At 65.9% G+C, this 17,328-nt stretch carries 18 protein-coding genes and 3 pseudogenes; 8 read left to right on the top strand and 13 right to left on the bottom strand.

Annotation, left to right across the window (positions count from 1 at the left end):
- Positions 1–127: 127 nt before the first annotated feature.
- The 9 genes and pseudogenes from G6N54_RS03470 to G6N54_RS03430 all read right to left on the bottom strand — a co-directional run.
- Positions 128–359, bottom strand: a pseudogene (locus tag G6N54_RS03470) (FAD-dependent oxidoreductase); the annotation flags it as partial.
- Positions 360–405: 46 nt separating this feature from the next.
- Complete coding sequence (locus G6N54_RS03465) at positions 406–1,140, bottom strand: DUF72 domain-containing protein (protein WP_163788588.1); 735 nt, start codon at positions 1,138–1,140, stop codon at positions 406–408.
- Positions 1,137–1,781 carry an endonuclease gene (locus G6N54_RS03460; RefSeq protein WP_163794488.1) on the bottom strand — a complete coding sequence of 215 codons (645 nt, stop codon included), beginning with the start codon at positions 1,779–1,781 and terminating at the stop codon, positions 1,137–1,139. The genes G6N54_RS03465 and G6N54_RS03460 overlap by 4 nt, the downstream gene beginning before the upstream one ends.
- 36 nt (positions 1,782–1,817) lie before the next feature.
- Positions 1,818–2,149, bottom strand: a pseudogene (locus tag G6N54_RS03455) (TfoX/Sxy family protein).
- A 40-nt stretch (positions 2,150–2,189) separates the two neighbouring features.
- Positions 2,190–2,579 (bottom strand): nitroreductase family deazaflavin-dependent oxidoreductase, encoded by a 390-nt coding sequence (locus tag G6N54_RS03450; protein WP_163788587.1) that lies wholly within the window; start codon positions 2,577–2,579, stop codon positions 2,190–2,192.
- A 147-nt stretch (positions 2,580–2,726) separates the two neighbouring features.
- Complete coding sequence (locus G6N54_RS03445; protein WP_170313028.1) at positions 2,727–3,071, bottom strand: hypothetical protein; 345 nt, start codon at positions 3,069–3,071, stop codon at positions 2,727–2,729.
- Positions 3,072–3,268: 197 nt separating this feature from the next.
- Positions 3,269–5,599 (bottom strand): endopeptidase La, encoded by a 2,331-nt coding sequence (gene lon, locus G6N54_RS03440; RefSeq protein ID WP_163788586.1) that lies wholly within the window; start codon positions 5,597–5,599, stop codon positions 3,269–3,271.
- Positions 5,600–5,711: 112 nt separating this feature from the next.
- Positions 5,712–6,260, bottom strand: a complete 549-nt coding sequence (locus G6N54_RS03435) for a CGNR zinc finger domain-containing protein (RefSeq protein ID WP_163788585.1) — start codon at positions 6,258–6,260, stop codon at positions 5,712–5,714.
- A gap of 89 nt (positions 6,261–6,349) precedes the next feature.
- On the bottom strand, positions 6,350–7,585 hold the full coding sequence (locus G6N54_RS03430; RefSeq protein ID WP_163794484.1) for an alpha-hydroxy acid oxidase: 1,236 nt from the start codon (positions 7,583–7,585) through the stop codon (positions 6,350–6,352).
- An 18-nt stretch (positions 7,586–7,603) separates the two neighbouring features.
- On the opposite strand from G6N54_RS03430, the gene G6N54_RS03425 reads away from it, so the two are divergent.
- Positions 7,604–8,041, top strand: a complete 438-nt coding sequence (locus G6N54_RS03425; RefSeq protein ID WP_163788584.1) for a DUF1810 domain-containing protein — start codon at positions 7,604–7,606, stop codon at positions 8,039–8,041.
- Here G6N54_RS03425 and G6N54_RS03420 read toward each other — a convergent pair.
- The 3 genes from G6N54_RS03420 to G6N54_RS03410 are packed head-to-tail and all read right to left on the bottom strand — an operon-like array spanning position 8,038 to position 10,514.
- Entirely contained in the window at positions 8,038–9,351 is a 1,314-nt protein-coding gene (locus G6N54_RS03420; RefSeq protein ID WP_163788583.1) for an alpha-amylase family glycosyl hydrolase, read from the bottom strand. The two genes, G6N54_RS03425 and G6N54_RS03420, sit on opposite strands and share 4 nt — an antisense overlap.
- Before the next feature lie 24 nt (positions 9,352–9,375).
- Positions 9,376–9,912 (bottom strand): alkyl hydroperoxide reductase, encoded by a 537-nt coding sequence (locus G6N54_RS03415; protein WP_163788582.1) that lies wholly within the window; start codon positions 9,910–9,912, stop codon positions 9,376–9,378.
- Positions 9,913–9,926: 14 nt separating this feature from the next.
- Positions 9,927–10,514 (bottom strand): peroxiredoxin, encoded by a 588-nt coding sequence (locus G6N54_RS03410; protein ID WP_163788581.1) that lies wholly within the window; start codon positions 10,512–10,514, stop codon positions 9,927–9,929.
- 102 nt (positions 10,515–10,616) lie between these two features.
- Between G6N54_RS03410 and G6N54_RS03405 the strand changes: the two genes are divergently transcribed.
- The 4 genes from G6N54_RS03405 to G6N54_RS03390 all read left to right on the top strand — a co-directional run bounded on the left by G6N54_RS03405 (position 10,617) and on the right by G6N54_RS03390 (position 13,663).
- Positions 10,617–11,552 carry a hydrogen peroxide-inducible genes activator gene (locus tag G6N54_RS03405; RefSeq protein WP_163788580.1) on the top strand — a complete coding sequence of 312 codons (936 nt, stop codon included), beginning with the start codon at positions 10,617–10,619 and terminating at the stop codon, positions 11,550–11,552.
- A gap of 162 nt (positions 11,553–11,714) precedes the next feature.
- A complete protein-coding gene (locus G6N54_RS03400; RefSeq protein ID WP_163788579.1) occupies positions 11,715–12,416 on the top strand; it encodes a hypothetical protein in 702 nt (233 codons plus the stop codon).
- A gap of 10 nt (positions 12,417–12,426) precedes the next feature.
- Positions 12,427–12,870 carry a PPOX class F420-dependent oxidoreductase gene (locus tag G6N54_RS03395; RefSeq protein ID WP_163788578.1) on the top strand — a complete coding sequence of 148 codons (444 nt, stop codon included), beginning with the start codon at positions 12,427–12,429 and terminating at the stop codon, positions 12,868–12,870.
- Positions 12,871–12,907: 37 nt separating this feature from the next.
- Positions 12,908–13,663, top strand: a complete 756-nt coding sequence (locus G6N54_RS03390; RefSeq protein ID WP_163788577.1) for an enoyl-CoA hydratase/isomerase family protein — start codon at positions 12,908–12,910, stop codon at positions 13,661–13,663.
- Between the two features lie 39 nt (positions 13,664–13,702).
- Here the strand turns inward: G6N54_RS03390 and G6N54_RS03385 are convergent, their stop codons facing one another.
- The gene (locus G6N54_RS03385) at positions 13,703–13,900 is read right to left on the bottom strand and encodes a (2Fe-2S)-binding protein (protein WP_163788576.1); all 198 of its coding nucleotides are present in this window, start codon (positions 13,898–13,900) and stop codon (positions 13,703–13,705) included.
- A 242-nt stretch (positions 13,901–14,142) separates the two neighbouring features.
- Between G6N54_RS03385 and bfr the strand changes: the two genes are divergently transcribed.
- The 3 genes and pseudogenes from bfr (at position 14,143) to G6N54_RS03370 (ending at position 17,312) form a co-directional block, all read left to right on the top strand.
- A complete protein-coding gene (bfr, locus tag G6N54_RS03380) occupies positions 14,143–14,631 on the top strand; it encodes a bacterioferritin (RefSeq protein WP_163788575.1) in 489 nt (162 codons plus the stop codon).
- Between the two features lie 56 nt (positions 14,632–14,687).
- Positions 14,688–16,775 (top strand): annotated as a pseudogene (locus G6N54_RS03375) (MDR family MFS transporter).
- A 42-nt stretch (positions 16,776–16,817) separates the two neighbouring features.
- On the top strand, positions 16,818–17,312 hold the full coding sequence (locus G6N54_RS03370; protein WP_163788574.1) for a carboxymuconolactone decarboxylase family protein: 495 nt from the start codon (positions 16,818–16,820) through the stop codon (positions 17,310–17,312).
- The last annotated feature ends 16 nt before the right edge of the window (positions 17,313–17,328 follow it).

The following is a 17,328-nucleotide window of genomic DNA, read 5'->3' as shown; positions in this document are numbered from 1 at the left end:
GCCAACTTGCCGGGGTCGACCTGGATCGGATCACGGCTTTGACATCGTCGAGCACATCCCAGATGTTGACGTTCATGCCGGCCAACACTCGATTCTCGCCATCGAGCCAGAACGCGACGAACTCGCGCCGCAGGTCGACGTCGTGGTCGATGTACCAGTCCGAGTTCTGCACGGTGAAGTCGGTCAGCGACTTCTTGCCGGCCATAATCCTTGGAAAGCGGTGGCCACTCGTAGGGCAGCTGTGGCTCATCGGCGAACAGTACGATTTGTCCGCCAAATTCTCTGTCGCGCAACGCTTCTACTGCTTTGGCTCCGGCAAGTCCGCCGCCGACGATGACGAAGATAGTCGAACTGGCCATGATGATGCTCCGTTCGTATCGCGTTTTCCACCGTACTCGCGTCCGGTTAACTCACCAGATCCCGCAGCGTGAGCGCGTTGCGGACGGCATGGCCGCCCAGATCGTTGTTGAAGTACATCCACACGTCCCTGCCATCGCGTTCCCATTCGGCAATTCGGTCGGCCCAGCACCGTAACTCGTCGTCCGGATAGGAGCCGGTATAGATCGGATCGGAGCCTGGACCATGCATCCGGATGTACACCAGATCGGTGGTTGCGCGCGGTATGCACGCCAGTCCAGCGCCGCTCATCACCACGTACGCGGCCCGGTGGCGTTCCAGCAACTCGTACACGGCGGGGACATTCCAGGACAGGTGGCGCAACTCGACGGCGACCCGGATCTGCGCCGGCATGCGATTCAGAAATGAATCCAGGCGGGCGAAGGAGGCTGTCTCGCACTGTAATTCAGGGTGCACTTGGGTGAGCAGCACACCGTGCCGGTCACCCAGTAGGTGCCAACATCGTTCGAAGCGCTCGATCCAGGGCTCGGGCGAGCCCAGCCGGCGATAGTGAGTCAATCCGCGGTGGGCCTTGACCGACATCGCGAAGCCGGGCGGCAGCCGGTCACGCCATCCCTCGAACGTCGAATCCTTGGGCCAGCGGTAGAAGCTGGCGTTGAGCTCGACGGTGTCGAAAACCTCCGCATACCGGGCCAGCCGGCGCGCGGACGGCGTTCCGGCCGGGTAGAGCACGTCGGCCCAGTGGTCGTAGGACCAGCCGGAGGTGCCGATGCGAACGGTCAACCGGCCATCCGCTTGCGCAGGTCGTCGTCCAGCGACGCCCTCACGAGCGCGGCGGCCAGGCGCGCGTTCGCCCGCGGCGCGAGTGCTCCGAGCTTGACGGGGTCGGCGGGCAGGCCCAATTGCTTGGCCGCCGCGATGGCACGGTCGTCGAAGTAGGGACGGACCCACGTCCACACGTCCTGCACCTCGCGCAGGTAGATGTCGGCGCCAGTATCACCAATTCCCTTGAAATCCTTCAGCATTCGCTTCGCTAGGGCGGCGTCATGCCGGCTGCGCTCGGCAATCTCACGCAGATCGCCGAAATACTCGTCGCTGACGCGCTGCGCCATCTCGGTGAGGCGGGTCGCCGAGCTTTCGTCGTAGCGCACGTAGTGAGCGCGGCCGAAGGCGCTGATCATCGTTTGCCGCTCGGCCGCCAGCACCGCCTTGGGCGTGCGCAAACCCGTCTCGAACAGTTCGCGCGCCCCGCACATGGCGATCGCGGCGTCGATAGGCTTGCTGGCAAGCATGCACAACACCAGCAGTTGGAATAGCGGCATCGGCTTATCGCTGATCCGAATTCCCGCTTCGTCCGCGTAGGTCCTCCCGCCGGCCTTCAGCACGCGTCGTACCAACTGCTTGGACCCGTCGGACTTGCTCATAGCTCGGCGCGTACCCGCCACGCGCGCGGACAAACATCACTTCGGTGGCAGGCTGCGCGCATACCCGGCGCCGCGGGACACCCAACTCTCAAGCTGGCGTTTGGTTTTCACGCCCTCGGCGTCGATCCGCAGCCAGCCCCGGGTTTCGCGGCCGCCCATCACCATGGGACTGACGTGGGCGCGATCCAGCAGCTTGGCGGTGTCCTCGGGCGGCACCCGCACCATCAATCCGCCCTTGCCGCTGGCGGCTACCGCCATGTGTCCGCGATCAGGAACGCCAGGCCGCCGAACATCGCCTTCTCGTCGACACCGCGCTGCGGAGCCAAGAGCTCGCGGATCCGGTTGGCGAGTTCGCGGTCGTATGCCATGGGTCGACGCTAATCGTCGGCGCCGACACCCGTGGCCGAGTCAGTCCAAATCGACCCGGATGGTCAGCAAGTCGCTGCCCATCACGCGCACCACAGCGCTGTTGAGCCGGGGGAGATCGCCGAGCCGCCGCACCGCGTCGTCGTCGGGCATCAGGTGAGCGATTCCGCTGCGCCATTTACCACCGAGGCGCAGCCGCACGCTGGGATTGGCCTTGATGTTGCGGACGTAGTCGGAGTGCTCGCCGTGTTCGGAGACCATCCAGAACTTGTCGTCCACCACGCGCCCGCCGACCGGGGTGTGGCGTGGCTGCCCGCTCTTGCGACCAGTCGTCTCGAGCATGGTCACCGGCAATTGCCGACCCACCGGATTGACCACCAGCCGTTGAATGCGATGCACTACCTGCCGTTTACGATCCCCAAAACCGGTCATACCGCCCATTCTGCAACAGCGAACAGGCCGGCGCGATCCCCGGCCGTTACGGGCTCAATTGTCAAGTGCGACAGAGCGTTAGGCGGTGTCGGGCCGCTAAACGCGAACGGCCGCACCCGTGTTAGGGGCGGCCGCCGCAGTGCCGTGCTATCCCTGGTAAGGAATGAACACGCCATTCGGTGTGAGGTACACGCCCCACGCCGAAACATTCGGGTTCCACACCACCGGGTACGCGCCCGGCGCGTTCGGCGGATTCCAGACGGCAGGAAGGCCGTAGCCGATCGGATCATTCCAATGCCCCGGCGGTGGCGCCCCGCGCTGTCCCGGCGGAAGCGGATCGCCGGGCCCGTTGCAATTCACACCCGGCCCGTTACAACCCGGCACCCAGGGGTCGTTCGGGTGGGCCTGAGCCAACCCGGCCCCCATCCCGAGTGCACCGGACGTCAAAGCGCCCGCGATCACAGTGCTGGCAGCGATTTTGTTCAACCTCATCGTGAACTCCTTATCCAGCCGCTACGCCACCATTCGGCGACGTCACAGCTGTGATTTCTTGTTCGTCACCCCCGCGTCTACTGACTAACGGGAAGAGGTAATACCCCCCGGCCGGTTTTCCCCTGCCCGAAGGCGTACCCGGACCCGGGGGAGGCCGAAACCTTTCCGGCCATCCCCCCGGGAAGCGACTCGTTCGGTTACGCGGCAGCGGTGGCAGCCGGTGCCGTCGGTTCCAATGCCAGCGCCACGATCTCCGCGACATCGGTCATCGGCCTGACGGTCAGCGCCTCGAGCACTTCGGCCGGCACGTCATCCAGATCCGGCTCGTTGCGCTGCGGGATGAAAACCGTTGACAGACCGGCACGTTGGGCCGCCAACAGCTTCTGCTTGACACCGCCGATCGGCAGCACCCGGCCGTTCAGGGTGACCTCGCCGGTCATGCCGACGTCGGAGCGAACCTGACGTCCGGCGGCCATCGGCACCAGCGCGGTGACCATCGTGACACCGGCCGACGGGCCATCCTTGGGCACCGCGCCCGCGGGCACGTGCACGTGGATGCGCCGGTCCAGCACCTTCGGGTCGACGCCCAACTCGGTAGCGTGCGAGCGGACGTAGGACAGCGCGATCTGGGCGGATTCCTTCATCACGTCGCCGAGTTGACCGGTCAGCTGCAGCCCGGGTTCGCCGTCGGTTGCCCCGGCTTCGATGTAGAGCACATCGCCGCCCAAGCCGGTGACGGCCAGTCCGGTGGCAACGCCGGGCACCGCGGTGCGTTCCGCCGATTCCGGTGTAAACCGCGGCCTGCCAAGGTAATCCACCAGCTCGGGTTCGTCGACGATTACCCCGTTCTCCGGCCCGCCTTCGGCGATCTTCGTGGTCACCTTGCGCAGCGCCTTCGCCAGCAGCCGCTCGAACTGCCGAACCCCCGGCTCGCGGGTGTAGTCGGCGGCGATCTTGCGCAGCGCCGCGTCGGTGACGGTGACCTCGTCGCTGGTCAGCGCCGCCCGCTCCCGTTGCCGCGGCAGCAGGTATTCGCGGGCGATGGCGACCTTGTCGTCTTCGGTGTAACCGTCGATCTGCACCAACTCCATGCGGTCCAACAGCGCCGACGGGATGTTTTCGATCACGTTGGCGGTGGCCAAGAACACGACGTCGGACAGGTCGAGGTCCAGATCCAGGTAGTGGTCGCGGAATGTGTGGTTCTGCGCCGGGTCCAGCACCTCGAGCAGCGCCGCGCTCGGGTCGCCGCGATAGTCGGAACCGACCTTGTCGATTTCGTCCAGCAACACAACGGGATTCATCGATCCCGCCTCGCCGATCGCGCGCACGATCCTTCCGGGCAACGCACCCACATAAGTGCGCCGGTGCCCGCGGATCTCGGCCTCGTCGCGCACGCCACCCAGGGCGACACGGACGAACTTGCGGCCCAGCGCCCTGGCCACGCTCTCGCCCAGCGATGTCTTCCCAACACCGGGCGGGCCGGCCAGCACCATCACGGCACCGGAGCCGCGACCGCCGACGACCTGCAGACCCCGCTGAGCCCGCCGCGACCGCACGGCCAGATATTCGACGATGCGGTCCTTGACATCGTCCAGTCCGTGGTGGTCGGCATCCAGTATCGCCCTGGCCGCCTTGAGGTCGGTCGAGTCCTCGGTGCGCACGCTCCAGGGCAGGTCCAGCACGGTGTCCAGCCAGGTACGTATCCAGCCGCTCTCCGGGCTCTGGTCGCTGGAGCGTTCCAGCTTTCCGACCTCGCGTAGCGCGGCCTCGCGGACGTTGTCGGGCAGGTCGGCGGCTTCCACTCGGGCGCGGTAGTCGTCGGACCCGTCGGGTTCGCCCTCGCCCAGCTCCTTGCGGATGGCGGCGAGTTGCTGGCGCAGCAGGAACTCCTTCTGCGTCTTTTCCATGCCGTCGCGGACGTCCTCGGCGATCTTGTCGTTGACCTCGACTTCGGCCAAATGATCGCTGGTCCAGTCGATCAGCACCCGCAGCCGCTCGGCGACGTCCACGGTCTCCAGCAGCTGGCGCTTCTGCACATCGGTCAGATACGAGGCGTATCCCGACGTGTCGGCCAGCGCCGACGGGTCGGTCAGGCTGTTGACGTAGTCGATGATCTGCCAGGCCTCGCGCCGTTGCAGCATGGCCAGCAGCAGCTTCTTGTATTCCGCCGCAAGAGTTTTCACCTCGTCGGTGGGCTCGGTGTTGGCGACCTCGGTCACCTCGACCCACAGCGCCGCGCCCGGGCCGGTGGCTCCGGCGCCGATCTGCGCCCTGCGCTCGCCACGCACGACGGCCGCGGTGCCGCCACTGCCGGCGATGCGTCCAACCTGCAGGATCTTTGCGATGACGCCGTGCGACGGGTACCGGTCCTCGAGCCGCGGGGCGATCAGCAGTTCACCCGATTCGCTGGCCCGCGCCGCGTCGATGGCCGCCCGCGCGGCATCGTCCAGCTCGATCGGAACCACCATTCCGGGCAACACGATCGTGTCGGTGACGAACAGCACCGGCACTGATTTAGATTCAGACATCTGCACTCCAAAGGTTTAGTCTGCTGCGCTCAACCTTTGCCGAGTGCCTTTTGTTCCCCACCAAACTCCGGCCTCGGGTGTGACGTCGGTCGACGACTAGGTCAGTTGGCCTTCAATTGGCCGCAGCGCGCTGGCGGGCACGGAAGGCCTGGACCTTGGCTTTGTTGCCGCAGGTGGCCATGCCGCACCAGTGGCGATTCTTGGCCCGTGAGGAGTCGATGTAGAGCAACGAGCAGTTCGGGTGGTCGCACCGCTTGACGTTGGCGATGCCGGGCCCGGCGAGCAGGTCGAGCAGATCCGCGGCCAGGCTGGCAATCAGCTGCGGCGCGGTGCCCTCGCGGCAGGTGCCGCCGTTGACGAGCAGTCGTGGCGTCAGCTGAGGTTGCGCCGCCCGCTGGTTGAGCAGGTCGACGTCGGCCGGCTCCGGCTGGCGGTCGTCCAGCCGCGCGGTGGCGGTCCGGAAGATGGCTTCGCGGACTTCGATCGCGGTGGCGAGATCCTGGTCGCTGACCTCGATACCGGAGTCCACCAGCCCGGCCTGAACGGCCCATTCCGAGAGGAGCTGCGGACTGGTCATCCCCTCCTCGCGCGAGGTGTAGCGGTGTTTCATCGTGCCGGCGAAGTTGAGGCAGGCCCGGCCGCACACGAACCCGAATTTCACGTCACCACCTTGGCAGGTTTCACAGGGGCCCGCAACCGCTGGCGGCGCGCGTACTCCAACTCATTCGCATCCGCGGCGATTCCCGCCGGTTACCCGACCGGTCCGAGCCGCCGCAGCTGCGTGACGTGCGCGGGTGAAAGCTCCTCGAGGCTCCTCACACCCAGCAGCCGCATCGTGCGCAGTATCCCGCTCTCCAGGATTTCGATCGCGCGGTTGACCCCCGCCTCGCCGCCGGCCATCAGCCCGTACAGGTAGGCCCGCCCAACGAGCGTGAACCGCGCCCCGAGCGCGATCGCCGCGACAATGTCGGCGCCCGACATGATGCCGGTGTCCACCACGACCTCGGTGTCCTTGCCGAGTTCGCGGGCCACCACCGGCAATAGATGAAAGGGCACTGGGGCCCGATCTAGTTGGCGCCCACCATGATTGGACAGCACGATGCCGTCGACACCGCGCTCCACCACGGCGCGCGCATCTTCGAGCGTCTGGATGCCCTTGACCACGAGCTTGCCGGGCCATTGCTGCTTGATCCAGACCAGGTCGTCGAAGGTCAGGCTGGGGTCGAACATCGTGCTGAGGTATTCGCCGACGGTGCCCGGCCAGCGATCCAGCGACGCGAACGCCAGCGGTTCGGTGGTCAGTAGGTCGAACCACCATTTCGGGTGCGGCACCGCGTCGAGCACGGTCCGCAGCGTCAACGACGGCGGGATCGTCATGCCATTGCGGTTGTCCCGGAACCGCGCTCCGGAGACCGGCACGTCGACGGTGGCCAGCAGGGTGTCGAATCCCGCGTCGGCGGCGCGTTTGACCAGCGCCATCGACCGCTCGCGGTCCTTCCACATGTACAGCTGAAACCATTTGCGGCCCTGCGGGACCGCGGTCACCAGGTCTTCGATCGCGCAGGTGCCGAGCGTGGAGAGCGCGAACGGGATGCCGGCCCTGGCCGCCGCGGCGGCGCCGGCGATCTCGCCTTCGGTCTGCATCAACCGGGTGAAACCGGTCGGTGCGATGCCGAACGGCAACGCCACGGGCAGACCCAGCACGTCCCACCCGGTGGTCACAGTGCTGACGTCGCGCAGGATCGTCGGATGAAATTCGATGTCGCGGAAGGCTTGTCGGGCACGTTCGAGCGACAGCTCGTCCTCGGCCGCGCCGTCGGTGTAGTCGAATGCCGCCTTCGGGGTCCGCCGCTTGGCGATGCGACGCAGATCGTCGATCGTGAAGGCCGCGTCGAGCCGGCGCCTGGTCGCGTCGAACACAGGCCGCTTGAACTGCATCAGCGGAGCCAGGTCACGGGCTTTGGGCATGCGTCGTTTGACCACCATGTATGTCACCGTAGTCATATGGACTCCGCAGACGATCCCTTCGATCTGACACGCTTCGTTGTCGCGCAGGCCCCGGTCTACGGGTCCGTTGTCGAGGAGTTGCGCGGCGGACGAAAACGCGGTCACTGGATGTGGTACATATTCTCGCAGCTACGAGGCCTGGGCAGCAGTCCGACGGCAGTGCACTACGGCATCTCGTCGCTGCAGGAGGCCCGCGCATATCTGCGGCATGAGCTGCTCGGGCCGCGGCTGCACGAGTGCACTCAACTGGTCAATCGGGTGCAGGGCCGCTCGATCGCGGAGATCTTCGGCTCACCGGATGATCTCAAGCTGCGTTCGTCGATGACGCTGTTCGCCCTCGCCGCCGACGACGGCGGGCAAGACTTCACCACGCTGCTCGAGAATTACTACGACGGCAAGCGGGACGAGCTGACGCTGGCCCAGCTCCACGACTAGGCGGGCCGCAGGATTCGCCAGCCATGCGGCTCGACGGTCAGCTCGCCGACGACGTCGCTGGGCGGCGCGGAGGATCCGGCGAGCACCTCGGCGCGCGCCGCGCCCAGCTCCGAAAGCACCAGCCGCAGCGGCTCGTTGTCGACGTTCAAGGTGACCAACAGTGCGTCGTCGCCGCTACGCGTCTCGTAGACGTAGTGCCGATTGGTGAGCCGCAGCGCGGTGGTCGTGGCCGCATGCAGCCAGGGATGGCGACGACGCAGTCCAACCAGGAACTGGTGCAGTCGCCATATCTCGGCGCCGAAGTCGTCCAAAGACAATGGGGGAGAGGCGAATTCCGGGCGAACCGCGTCGTCGCCGCCGTACCGTTCCTCTTTGACGGCGCGAAATCCGAATTCGTCGCCGCCGTAGACGCTGGGCACCCCGCCGATCGTCAGCAACAACACCAGCGCGAGCGGCAGATGATCGGTGTTTTCCAGGCGGCTGGCGATGCGCGTGACGTCGTGATTGCCGATGAACGTCAACGGTGCGAAGCTGGCCAGGAAGGTGTTGTGCCGCTGCAGTGCCCAGTCAAGCTCGAAGAAGTTGCCGTCGTTGAGGCTGCTCCAGATCGCCTTCCACAGCTCGTATTGAGTGGCCGAGTCGAACGTAGCCTGCTCGACGATCGCCGCGTAGTCGCCATGGATGAGTTCGCCGACGAACCAGGCGTCGGGATGCCGTTCACGCACTCTTGGCAAAGCGGTAGCCCAGAATTGTTGCGGCACTGCGTAAGCCGCGTCCAGACGCCAGCCATCCGCGCCGCGTTGCAACCAGTGCGCCATCACATCGACGACGTAGTCGACGACGTCCGGATTGTCGTGGTTGAGGGTAATGAGTTCGGAATGCCCCTCGAAGGTGTGAAATCGCCCCGAACGGCCACGAAACCAGTGCGCGGCCCCGTCGTCGCGTGTCGCGTCGCAGTAGCGGCCGAAGTCCGTCCCGACATGGTTGAAGACACCGTCGACTAAGACCCGCAGGCCGCGGGCTCGGGCCTGCGCGATCAGGTAGTCGAAATCGTCGTCGTCACCGAGGCGGGGGTCGATCCGGAAATGGTCGGTGGTGTCGTATCCGTGTGTGCGCGAGGCGAAGATCGGCCCCAGCGCGATTCCGGATGCCCCCAGCTCGATAGCGTGGTCGAACCATTCGGCGAGGCGCCGCAGCCGGTGTTCTCCCGGACCCGGCGGGGCCGATCCCTCGGGCGTGGGAAATGCTCCCACGAAACCCAAGGGATAGACCTGCCACCAGATCGCATGTGAGACCCAGGTTGGCGTCATAGGCGAGTCGTCAGCAAGCGGCGATCAGCCGACACTCGCCAGCGTCTCGGCGGCGGTGATCGCCTGTGCCACCCCGGAAACGATCGCGGCCGCCTTCAGGGCTTCCAGGATCGCTTCGCGATCAACACCGGCCTCGCGCAGGGTGTGCTCATGCGCGACGACGCAGTGCGAACACCCGTTGATCGACGACACGGCGAAGGACCACAGCTCGAAATTCGCCTTGTCCACACCCGGGTTGCCGATGATGTTCATCCGCAGGCCGGCCCGCAGGTCGTCGTACTTGCCCTCCAGGAAGCCGCGGCCACGGTAGAACACGTTGTTCATCCCCATGATCGACGCGGCTCCCAGCGCCGCCTGGTACGCCTCGGCAGAGAGGTTGTCCGCCGCTTCGGCGCCAATCTCGGCCAGCACCTGGGTGTTTCGCGTCGCCGCGGCACTTGCCAACAACGTGCCCCAGAGCTGCTCGTCGTTCAACACGGTGCTGCGGGCGATCGAGCCCAGGTTGAGCTTCAGATCCTTGGCGTACTCCGGCAGCGCTTCCTTCAGATTCTCGATGGTCATTTCGCCTCCTCTGGCTACGCCGAAGCCTTGAGCAGCTCGCCGGCGTTCAGGGTCGGGTCGCCCTTGCGCCAGTTGCAGGCACACAGCTCGTCGGATTGCAGAGCATCCAGCACCCGCAGCACCTCGTCGACGTTACGCCCCACGGAACCCGCGGTCGCCGAGACGAATTGGATCTCGTTGTTGGGGTCGACGATGAAGGTCACGCGGTCCGCGACGCCGTCGGCGTTGAGCACCCCGGTAGCCAGGGCAAGTTCACGCTTGATGTCCGAGAGCATCGGGAACGGCAGCTTCTTGAGGTCCTCGTGCTGGGCCCGCCACTGGAAGTGCACGAACTCGCTGTCCACCGAGACGCCGAGCACCTGCGCGTCGCGATCCTCGAACTCGTCGTTCAGCTTGCCGAACGCGGCGATCTCGGTCGGGCACACGAAGGTGAAGTCCTTCGGCCAGAAGAACACGATTCGCCACTTGCCCTCGTGGTCATCGCTGGAGAAGGTTTTGAAGTAGTCCTCGGGCTGCTGAGCGTCGACCTTCGACAGGTCGCCACCGATCAGCCCGGTGAGCGCGTAAGCGGGGAACTGGTCGCCGATCGTTAGCAGTGTCATATCCGCTCCTTATCTAGATTTAGTCAAGTTTAAGTGCCCCTCACCATGTTGCCGCACGCGGTGCCTGAAGTAAAGGTGATATATCACACTATACTTATAGGCATGACCGATAAGACTTTTCAACCGACCCTGGCCGGGCTGCGGGCATTCGCCGCGGTCGCCGAGAAGCACCATTTCGGAAGTGCCGCAAAGGCTCTCGGGGTCAGTCAATCGACTCTCTCGCAGTCGCTCTCCGCCCTCGAAACGGGCCTGGGCACCCACCTCGTCGAGCGCTCGACGCGGCGTGTCCGCTTGACACCGGAAGGCACGCAGCTGCTGCCGTTGGCCCAAGCCGTGGTCGAGGCGGCGGAGGCTTTCACCGCGGCGGCGGGGGGCACCTCGGATCCGCTGCAGGGCACCCTGCGGCTGGGCATGATCCCCACGGTCGCGCCCTACGTCCTGCCCACGGTGCTGGCCGGTCGCGCCAGTCGCTTGCCCACGCTGACGCTGCGGGTCATCGAGGACCAAACCGAACGGCTGTTGGCGGCGCTGCGCGAGGGGTCGCTGGACGCGGCGCTGATCGCACTGCCCGACGGCACCAGCGGGATCACCGAGGTCCCGATCTACGAGGAGGACTTTCTGCTCGCGGTACCGCCCGCACACCCCCTGTCGGGCAAACGCCGGGTGCCCACCGCGGCATTGGCCGACTTGCCGCTGCTGCTGCTGGACGAAGGCCACTGCCTCCGGGATCAAGCTCTCGACGTGTGCCAAAAGGCCGGTGTGCGAGCCGAACTCGCCGATACTCGAGCCGCTTCACTGGCGACGGCGGTGCAATGCGTGACCGGCGGCCTGGGAGTGACCCTGATCCCGCAGAGCGCCGCGCCCGTCGAGGCCGCGCGAAGCCGGCTCGGGCTCGCCCAGTTTGCGACCCCGCGCCCGGGCCGGCGAATCGGCCTGGTGTTCCGCTCGTCGAGCGGCCGCGACGAATCCTATCGGCGACTGGCCGCGATCATCGGGGAGTCGATCGGCAGCGAACAGCAGGTGCGGTTGGTGAAATAGCGTCACTCGGCGATGGCGGCCGGCACGTCCGTCAGGGCGTCGACAGCTGGGATTGCTCTCGTCGGCCAACGCATTCGCCGGGCATCGTCAACGGAAATCACGATAGTTCGTTCCGGGAGCGACTACTGCATCGCGCGGCGGCGCCGCCTGTAGGTTCTGCCTATGGAAAAGGTGATCGCGGTGCTGCGGCGCGCCGACTCGAACGACGAATGGTGTGCCCGCCAGCGGGGTCCGGTCGCGGACGCCCTGTTAGGCCTGGGCCTGCCCGGGTTGGCAGTCAACGTCCGGGATGCCGCGGTGCGCAACTCGCTGATGACGATGACGGTCCTGGACCCGCCCGTCGCCGCCGTGGTGAGCATGTGGACCCAGCAGTGCTATGGCGAACAAATGACCGCCGCGTTGGAGCTGCTCGCCGCGGAATGTGAGCAGCTGTCCGCCTACCTGGTGACCGAATCGACTCCGCTGCCCGGTCCGGATATCGAACCCGGTTGTCGCACAATCGGGTTCGCGAACGTCGTATTGCTGCGTAGACCGGCCGAGATGGAGCAGGCGTTCTGGCTGGACCGATGGCAGCTACACCAGACATCCGTGGCGATCGAAACCCAGTCGACGTTTGGCTACACCCAGAACTGGGTGGTGCGGGCACTGACTGCGGACGCCCCGGGAATCTCGGGGATCGTCGAGGAGTTGTTCCCCGCGGAGGCGATAGCCGATTTGCACGCATTTTTCGGTGCCACCGACGATGACGACCTGAAGGACCGCCTGGGCCGGATGGTTGCCAGCACTGCTGCGTTCGGCGCCAACGAGAACATCGACTCGGTGGCAACGAGTCGCTACGTGTTCAGGACACCGTTTCGTACGTAAGGGGAACGAGATGGCCACACTCAAAGACGCTGTGGCGCTGGCGGCGGAGGAAAGCGGATTAGCGGTGATCTCGACCGTTCGCGCCGACGGAACCGTGCAGGCGTCGCTGGTCAACGTCGGTCTGCTACCGCACCCGCAGACCGGTGAACCGGTCCTCGGCTTCACCACCTACGGCAAAGTCAAACTGGCCAATCTCCGCGAGCGACCGCAACTGGCCGTAACGTACCGCAACGGCTGGCAGTGGGCGACCGTCGAAGGACGCGCGGAGCTGGTGGGGCCCGACGACTCGCAGCCGTGGCTTGCCGGCGCCGACCAATTGCGGCTGCTGCTTCGCGAGGTCTTCACCGCCGCCGGCGGGACTCACGAGGACTGGGACGAGTACGACCGGATGATGGCGTTGGAACGTCGCGCCGTCGTGCTGATCGCACCCACCCGTGTCTATAGCAACGGGTGAACTCGGACCGGCAGGGTCGCGAGGTTAGGCTGCAGCGGTGACGCTGCTGATCGATGACACCAACCGGGTGCGCACCCTGACGCTGAACCGGCCCGAGGCGCTCAACGCTTTCAACGAAGCGCTGTACGACGCCACCGCCGAGGCCCTGTTGGCCGCCGCCGACGATCCTGAGGTCGCGGTCGTCGTCTTGACCGGGACCGGGCGCGGCTTTTCCGCCGGCACCGATCTCGCCGAGATGCAGGCGCGCATCACGGACCCCGAGTTCACTCCTGGCAAACACGGATTCCCCGGCCTGATCGATGCGCTGAGCGCGTTTCCCAAACCACTGATCTGCGCCGTGAACGGCGTCGGCGTGGGAATCGGTGCCACCATCCTCGGCTATGCCGACCTGGCATTCATGTCGTCGACAGCGCGGCTGAAATGCCCGTTCACCAGCCTCGGCGTGGCCCCCGAGGCGGCATCGTCCTACCTGCTGCCGCAGTTGGTGGGTCGCCAGAGCGCCGCGTGGTTGTTGATGTCCTCGGAATGGGTCGACGCGCAGGAGGCCCTGCGGATGGGTCTGGTGTGGCGGGTCTGTGAGCCGGAAGAGCTGCTGCCCGAAACCCGTCGGCATGCCGAAGTCCTTGCCTCCCGGCCGGTTTCGAGCCTGATGGCGGTCAAACACACGATGACAGAACCGATCCGGCCCGGCATCGTGGCCGCGACCGCGCGAGAGAATGCCCACTTCGCCGAGCTGATGGGCGCACACGCCAACGCCGCTGCCCTGGCCTCGTTCGCGGAGCGGAAGAGTTAAAGCCCTGAGCGCAAACGGAATCGACGAAGCTCGGCGCGGCTAGAGCGATGCCGCGGGCTGGAGCTCGGTCTCGTGTTTTTGGGATGCCTCGATGATGGCGCGCACGGTGCGCCGGCAGCGCCCGCAGTCACCGCCCGCGCCGCACGCCGAGGCCACTTCTTTGCAGGTGGATGCACCGCGTGCGACGCACTCGGCCACGGCGTGGTTGGTGACGCCAACGCATAGGCAGACGTACATCAACACACCCTTCGCAGGTCGGACCAGCCCGAACGGGCCTTACATAAAGGGAGTCTAACCTAAGTAGGTTAGACGAACCTAACTACGCCACGAATCGCTATTTCGGCTAGTGAGCGCAGCCATACCTTGCTGGAACTATTCCAATCTGCGTGGCACAGTGCTGCTACGGCCGGCATGGCGCGCGCCAGCCCAGCGCACCTGCCGCGCTGGAACATCAGAGTCCTGACACCGGAGGAGTGATCATGCAAGGGGATGCGGACGTTCTGCGTCTACTCAACGAGCAATTGACCAGTGAGCTCACCGCGATCAACCAGTACTTCTTGCACTCGAAAATGCAAGAGAACTGGGGCTTCACCGAAGTGGCCGAGCACACCCGCTCGGAGTCCTTCGACGAGATGCGCCACGCCGAGGCGATCACCGACCGCATCTTGCTGCTGGACGGCCTGCCGAACTATCAGCGCCTGTTCTCGTTGCGGATCGGTCAGACACTGCGCGAGCAGTTCGAGGCGGATCTGGCCATCGAGTACGAAGTATTGGCCCGGCTGAAGCCCGGCGTCATCATGTGCCGCGCGAAGGAAGACAGCACCAGCGCGTTCTTGCTCGAGAAGATCATCGCCGACGAGGAAAACCACGTCGACTATCTCGAGACGCAGCTGCAGCTGATGGACAAGCTGGGCGAGCCGCTGTACCTGGCGCAATGTGTCTCGCGCCCGCCGGGCTCTATCGCGTAGTTCCTCCCGTCAGCCTGGGTACCCGTTAGCATCGAACGCCGACGGGAAAGGCAGGCATGACGAGCCCGAGAGCAGCGTCCGGCGCGGCCACCCAACTCAATCCCATTGCCGGGGATCCGGCAACCAGCGGCGCGCTGATCACCCCGCAACGGCGGAACCTGATCTTCGTCGCCATCGTGCTGGGAATGCTGCTCGCGGCACTGGACCAGACCATCGTCGCGACCGCGCTGCCGACCATCGTCGCCGACCTGGGCGACAATCCTGGGTCGTCACCAGTTACCTGCTGGCGTCGACGATCGTGACCGTGCTGGTCGGCAAGCTCGGCGACCTATTCGGCCGCAAGAGTGTTTTCCAGGCCGCCATCGTGTTCTTCGTCATCGGGTCGGTGTCGTGCGGGCTGTCCCAGTCGATGGCCATGCTGGTCGGATCGCGAGCGCTGCAGGGCATCGGTGGCGGCGGGATCACCGTCACGGCCAGCGCCTTGATCGGTGAGGTTGTCCCGTTGCGCGAACGTGGCCGCTACCAAGGCATCCTGGGCGCGGTCTTCGGGGTCACGACGGTCGTCGGCCCGCTGCTGGGCGGCTACTTCACCGACTACCTGACCTGGCGGTGGGCGTTCTGGGTGAATGTGCCGATCTCGGTGCTGGTCATCTTCGTTGCGGCGGCTGCGATTCCGGCGCTGGCGTCGGCGAGCAAGCCCGTCATCGACTACGGCGGAATCATGTTGGTCGGCCTGGGTGCCGCCGGCCTGACCCTGGCGACCAGCTGGGGCGGCACCCTCTACCCGTGGGCTTCGGCGACGATCGTCGGGTTGTTCGTCGGTGCCGCCGCGGCTCTGACCGGGTTTGTCTGGGTCGAAAGCCGTGTCCCGCAGCCGATCCTGCCGACCCGGCTATTCGCCAGCCCGGTGTTCACGGTCTGCTGTGTGTTGTCGTTCGTGGTCGGCTTCGCGATGTTGGGCGCGATGACGTTTCTGCCCACTTATATGCAGTACGTCAACGGCGTCTCGGCGACGACGTCGGGGCTGCGCACGCTGCCGATGGTGATCGGGATGCTGATCACCTCGACCGGCAGCGGCACGCTGGTCGGCAAGACCGGCCGCTACAAGGTCTTTCCGGTCACCGGCACCGCGCTGATGGCGGTGGCGTTTCTGCTGATGTCACGGATGACACCGTCCACCTCGGCGCTGATTCAATCCATCTACCTGGTCGTCCTGGGTGCCGGCATCGGATTGTCGATGCAAGTGCTGGTCCTTATCGTGCAGAACACGTCGAATTTCGAGGATCTCGGCGTCGCCACCTCGGGTGTGACGTTCTTCCGCACCATCGGCAGCTCGTTCGGGGCGGCGATATTCGGTTCACTGTTTTCGAACTTCCTCGACGGCCGGATGCCCGCGGCCCTGGCCGCCAGCGGCGCACCGCCCGAGGCCGTCAGCTCGCCGGGGGCCCTGCATCGCCAACCACATGAGGTCGCCGCCCCGATCGTGGCGGCCTATTCCGAGTCGCTGAGCGAGGTGCTCTTCTGGGCCGCGCCGGTCGCCCTGCTCGGGTTTGTGCTCGCATTGTTCCTGCGTGAGATTCCACTGCGCGACATCCACAACAGCGCAGTCGATCTCGGCGATGGATTCGGCATGCCAACCACCGACACCCCGGAACGGCTGTTGGAGAACGCGATTGCACGCATGTTTCGCGGCGATCCCCGGGGTTCGGTTACGCAGCATCGCGATGCGGCCCGACTGTCGCCTCGACGTGGCCGGGCTGTGGGGCGTGATGCGTATCTACCGCTTCGGGCAGATGTACGGGACGGCCCGGCTCAGCGATATCGGCGACTCGATGCGGATCCCGTTCGAGGTGCTCGAACCCACCTTCGGGCGCCTGGTCGCGGGCGGCTATGTGCGGCGCGACGGCGACCAGATGTGGCTGACCCCGTCCGGGGCCGAGCAGGTCGACTACGTCTATTCGTTGCTGCTGGGCTGGATCGTCGACAAGCTCTCCCGGTCACCCAGCTATCAGGGCCGTCCGGACCGCGGCGAAGTCGAAATCGCGCTGCAGCACATCGCCCACCGCGTTCTGGCCCAACGCGATTGGCACGACGACACCCCCGGCATCGGCCGGCTGGAGGCCGCCGCCGCGGGCCGGCATTAGAACGTGTTCCAAAAATCGGGACCTCGGGCGTACCATCACGCCATGAGCCGAATCGGAACGTTCGCTGACGACGACATCTACAGCTGGGCCGCCAAGTCTCCGGATCTCGGCGGCGCGATCGCCAACTTCAGCCAGGCTGTGTACACCAAGAACCGGCTGCCGATGCGCACCCGCGAGATCGCCCGCGCCGTGATCGCCCACGACAACGAATGCACCGTGTGCATGAACACCCGCGACGCCGACGGGCCGGCCTCGGGCGTCGACGAAGAGCTCTACGAGCACGCGTTGGAGTGGCGCACCTGGCCCGGATTCAGTGAGCAGGAGCGGCTGGCGGCCGAGTTCGCGCACCGGTTCGGCACCGAGCACACCAAGTTGCGCGACGACGAAGACTTCTGGAGCCGGGCCAACGAGCACTTCTCCGAAGAGTTACTCGCCGACCTCGCCATGTCCTGCGCGCTGTGGGTCGGCATGGGACGAATGTTGCGGACCCTCGACATCGGCCAGACCTGCATGCTGACCCTGCCCAGCCGGGCGTAACCGCCGCGCGCACGCC

The organism is Mycobacterium stomatepiae (assembly GCF_010731715.1).
GTDB lineage: Bacteria > Actinomycetota > Actinomycetes > Mycobacteriales > Mycobacteriaceae > Mycobacterium > Mycobacterium stomatepiae.
This window is presented reverse-complemented; position numbering and strand designations above follow the sequence as displayed.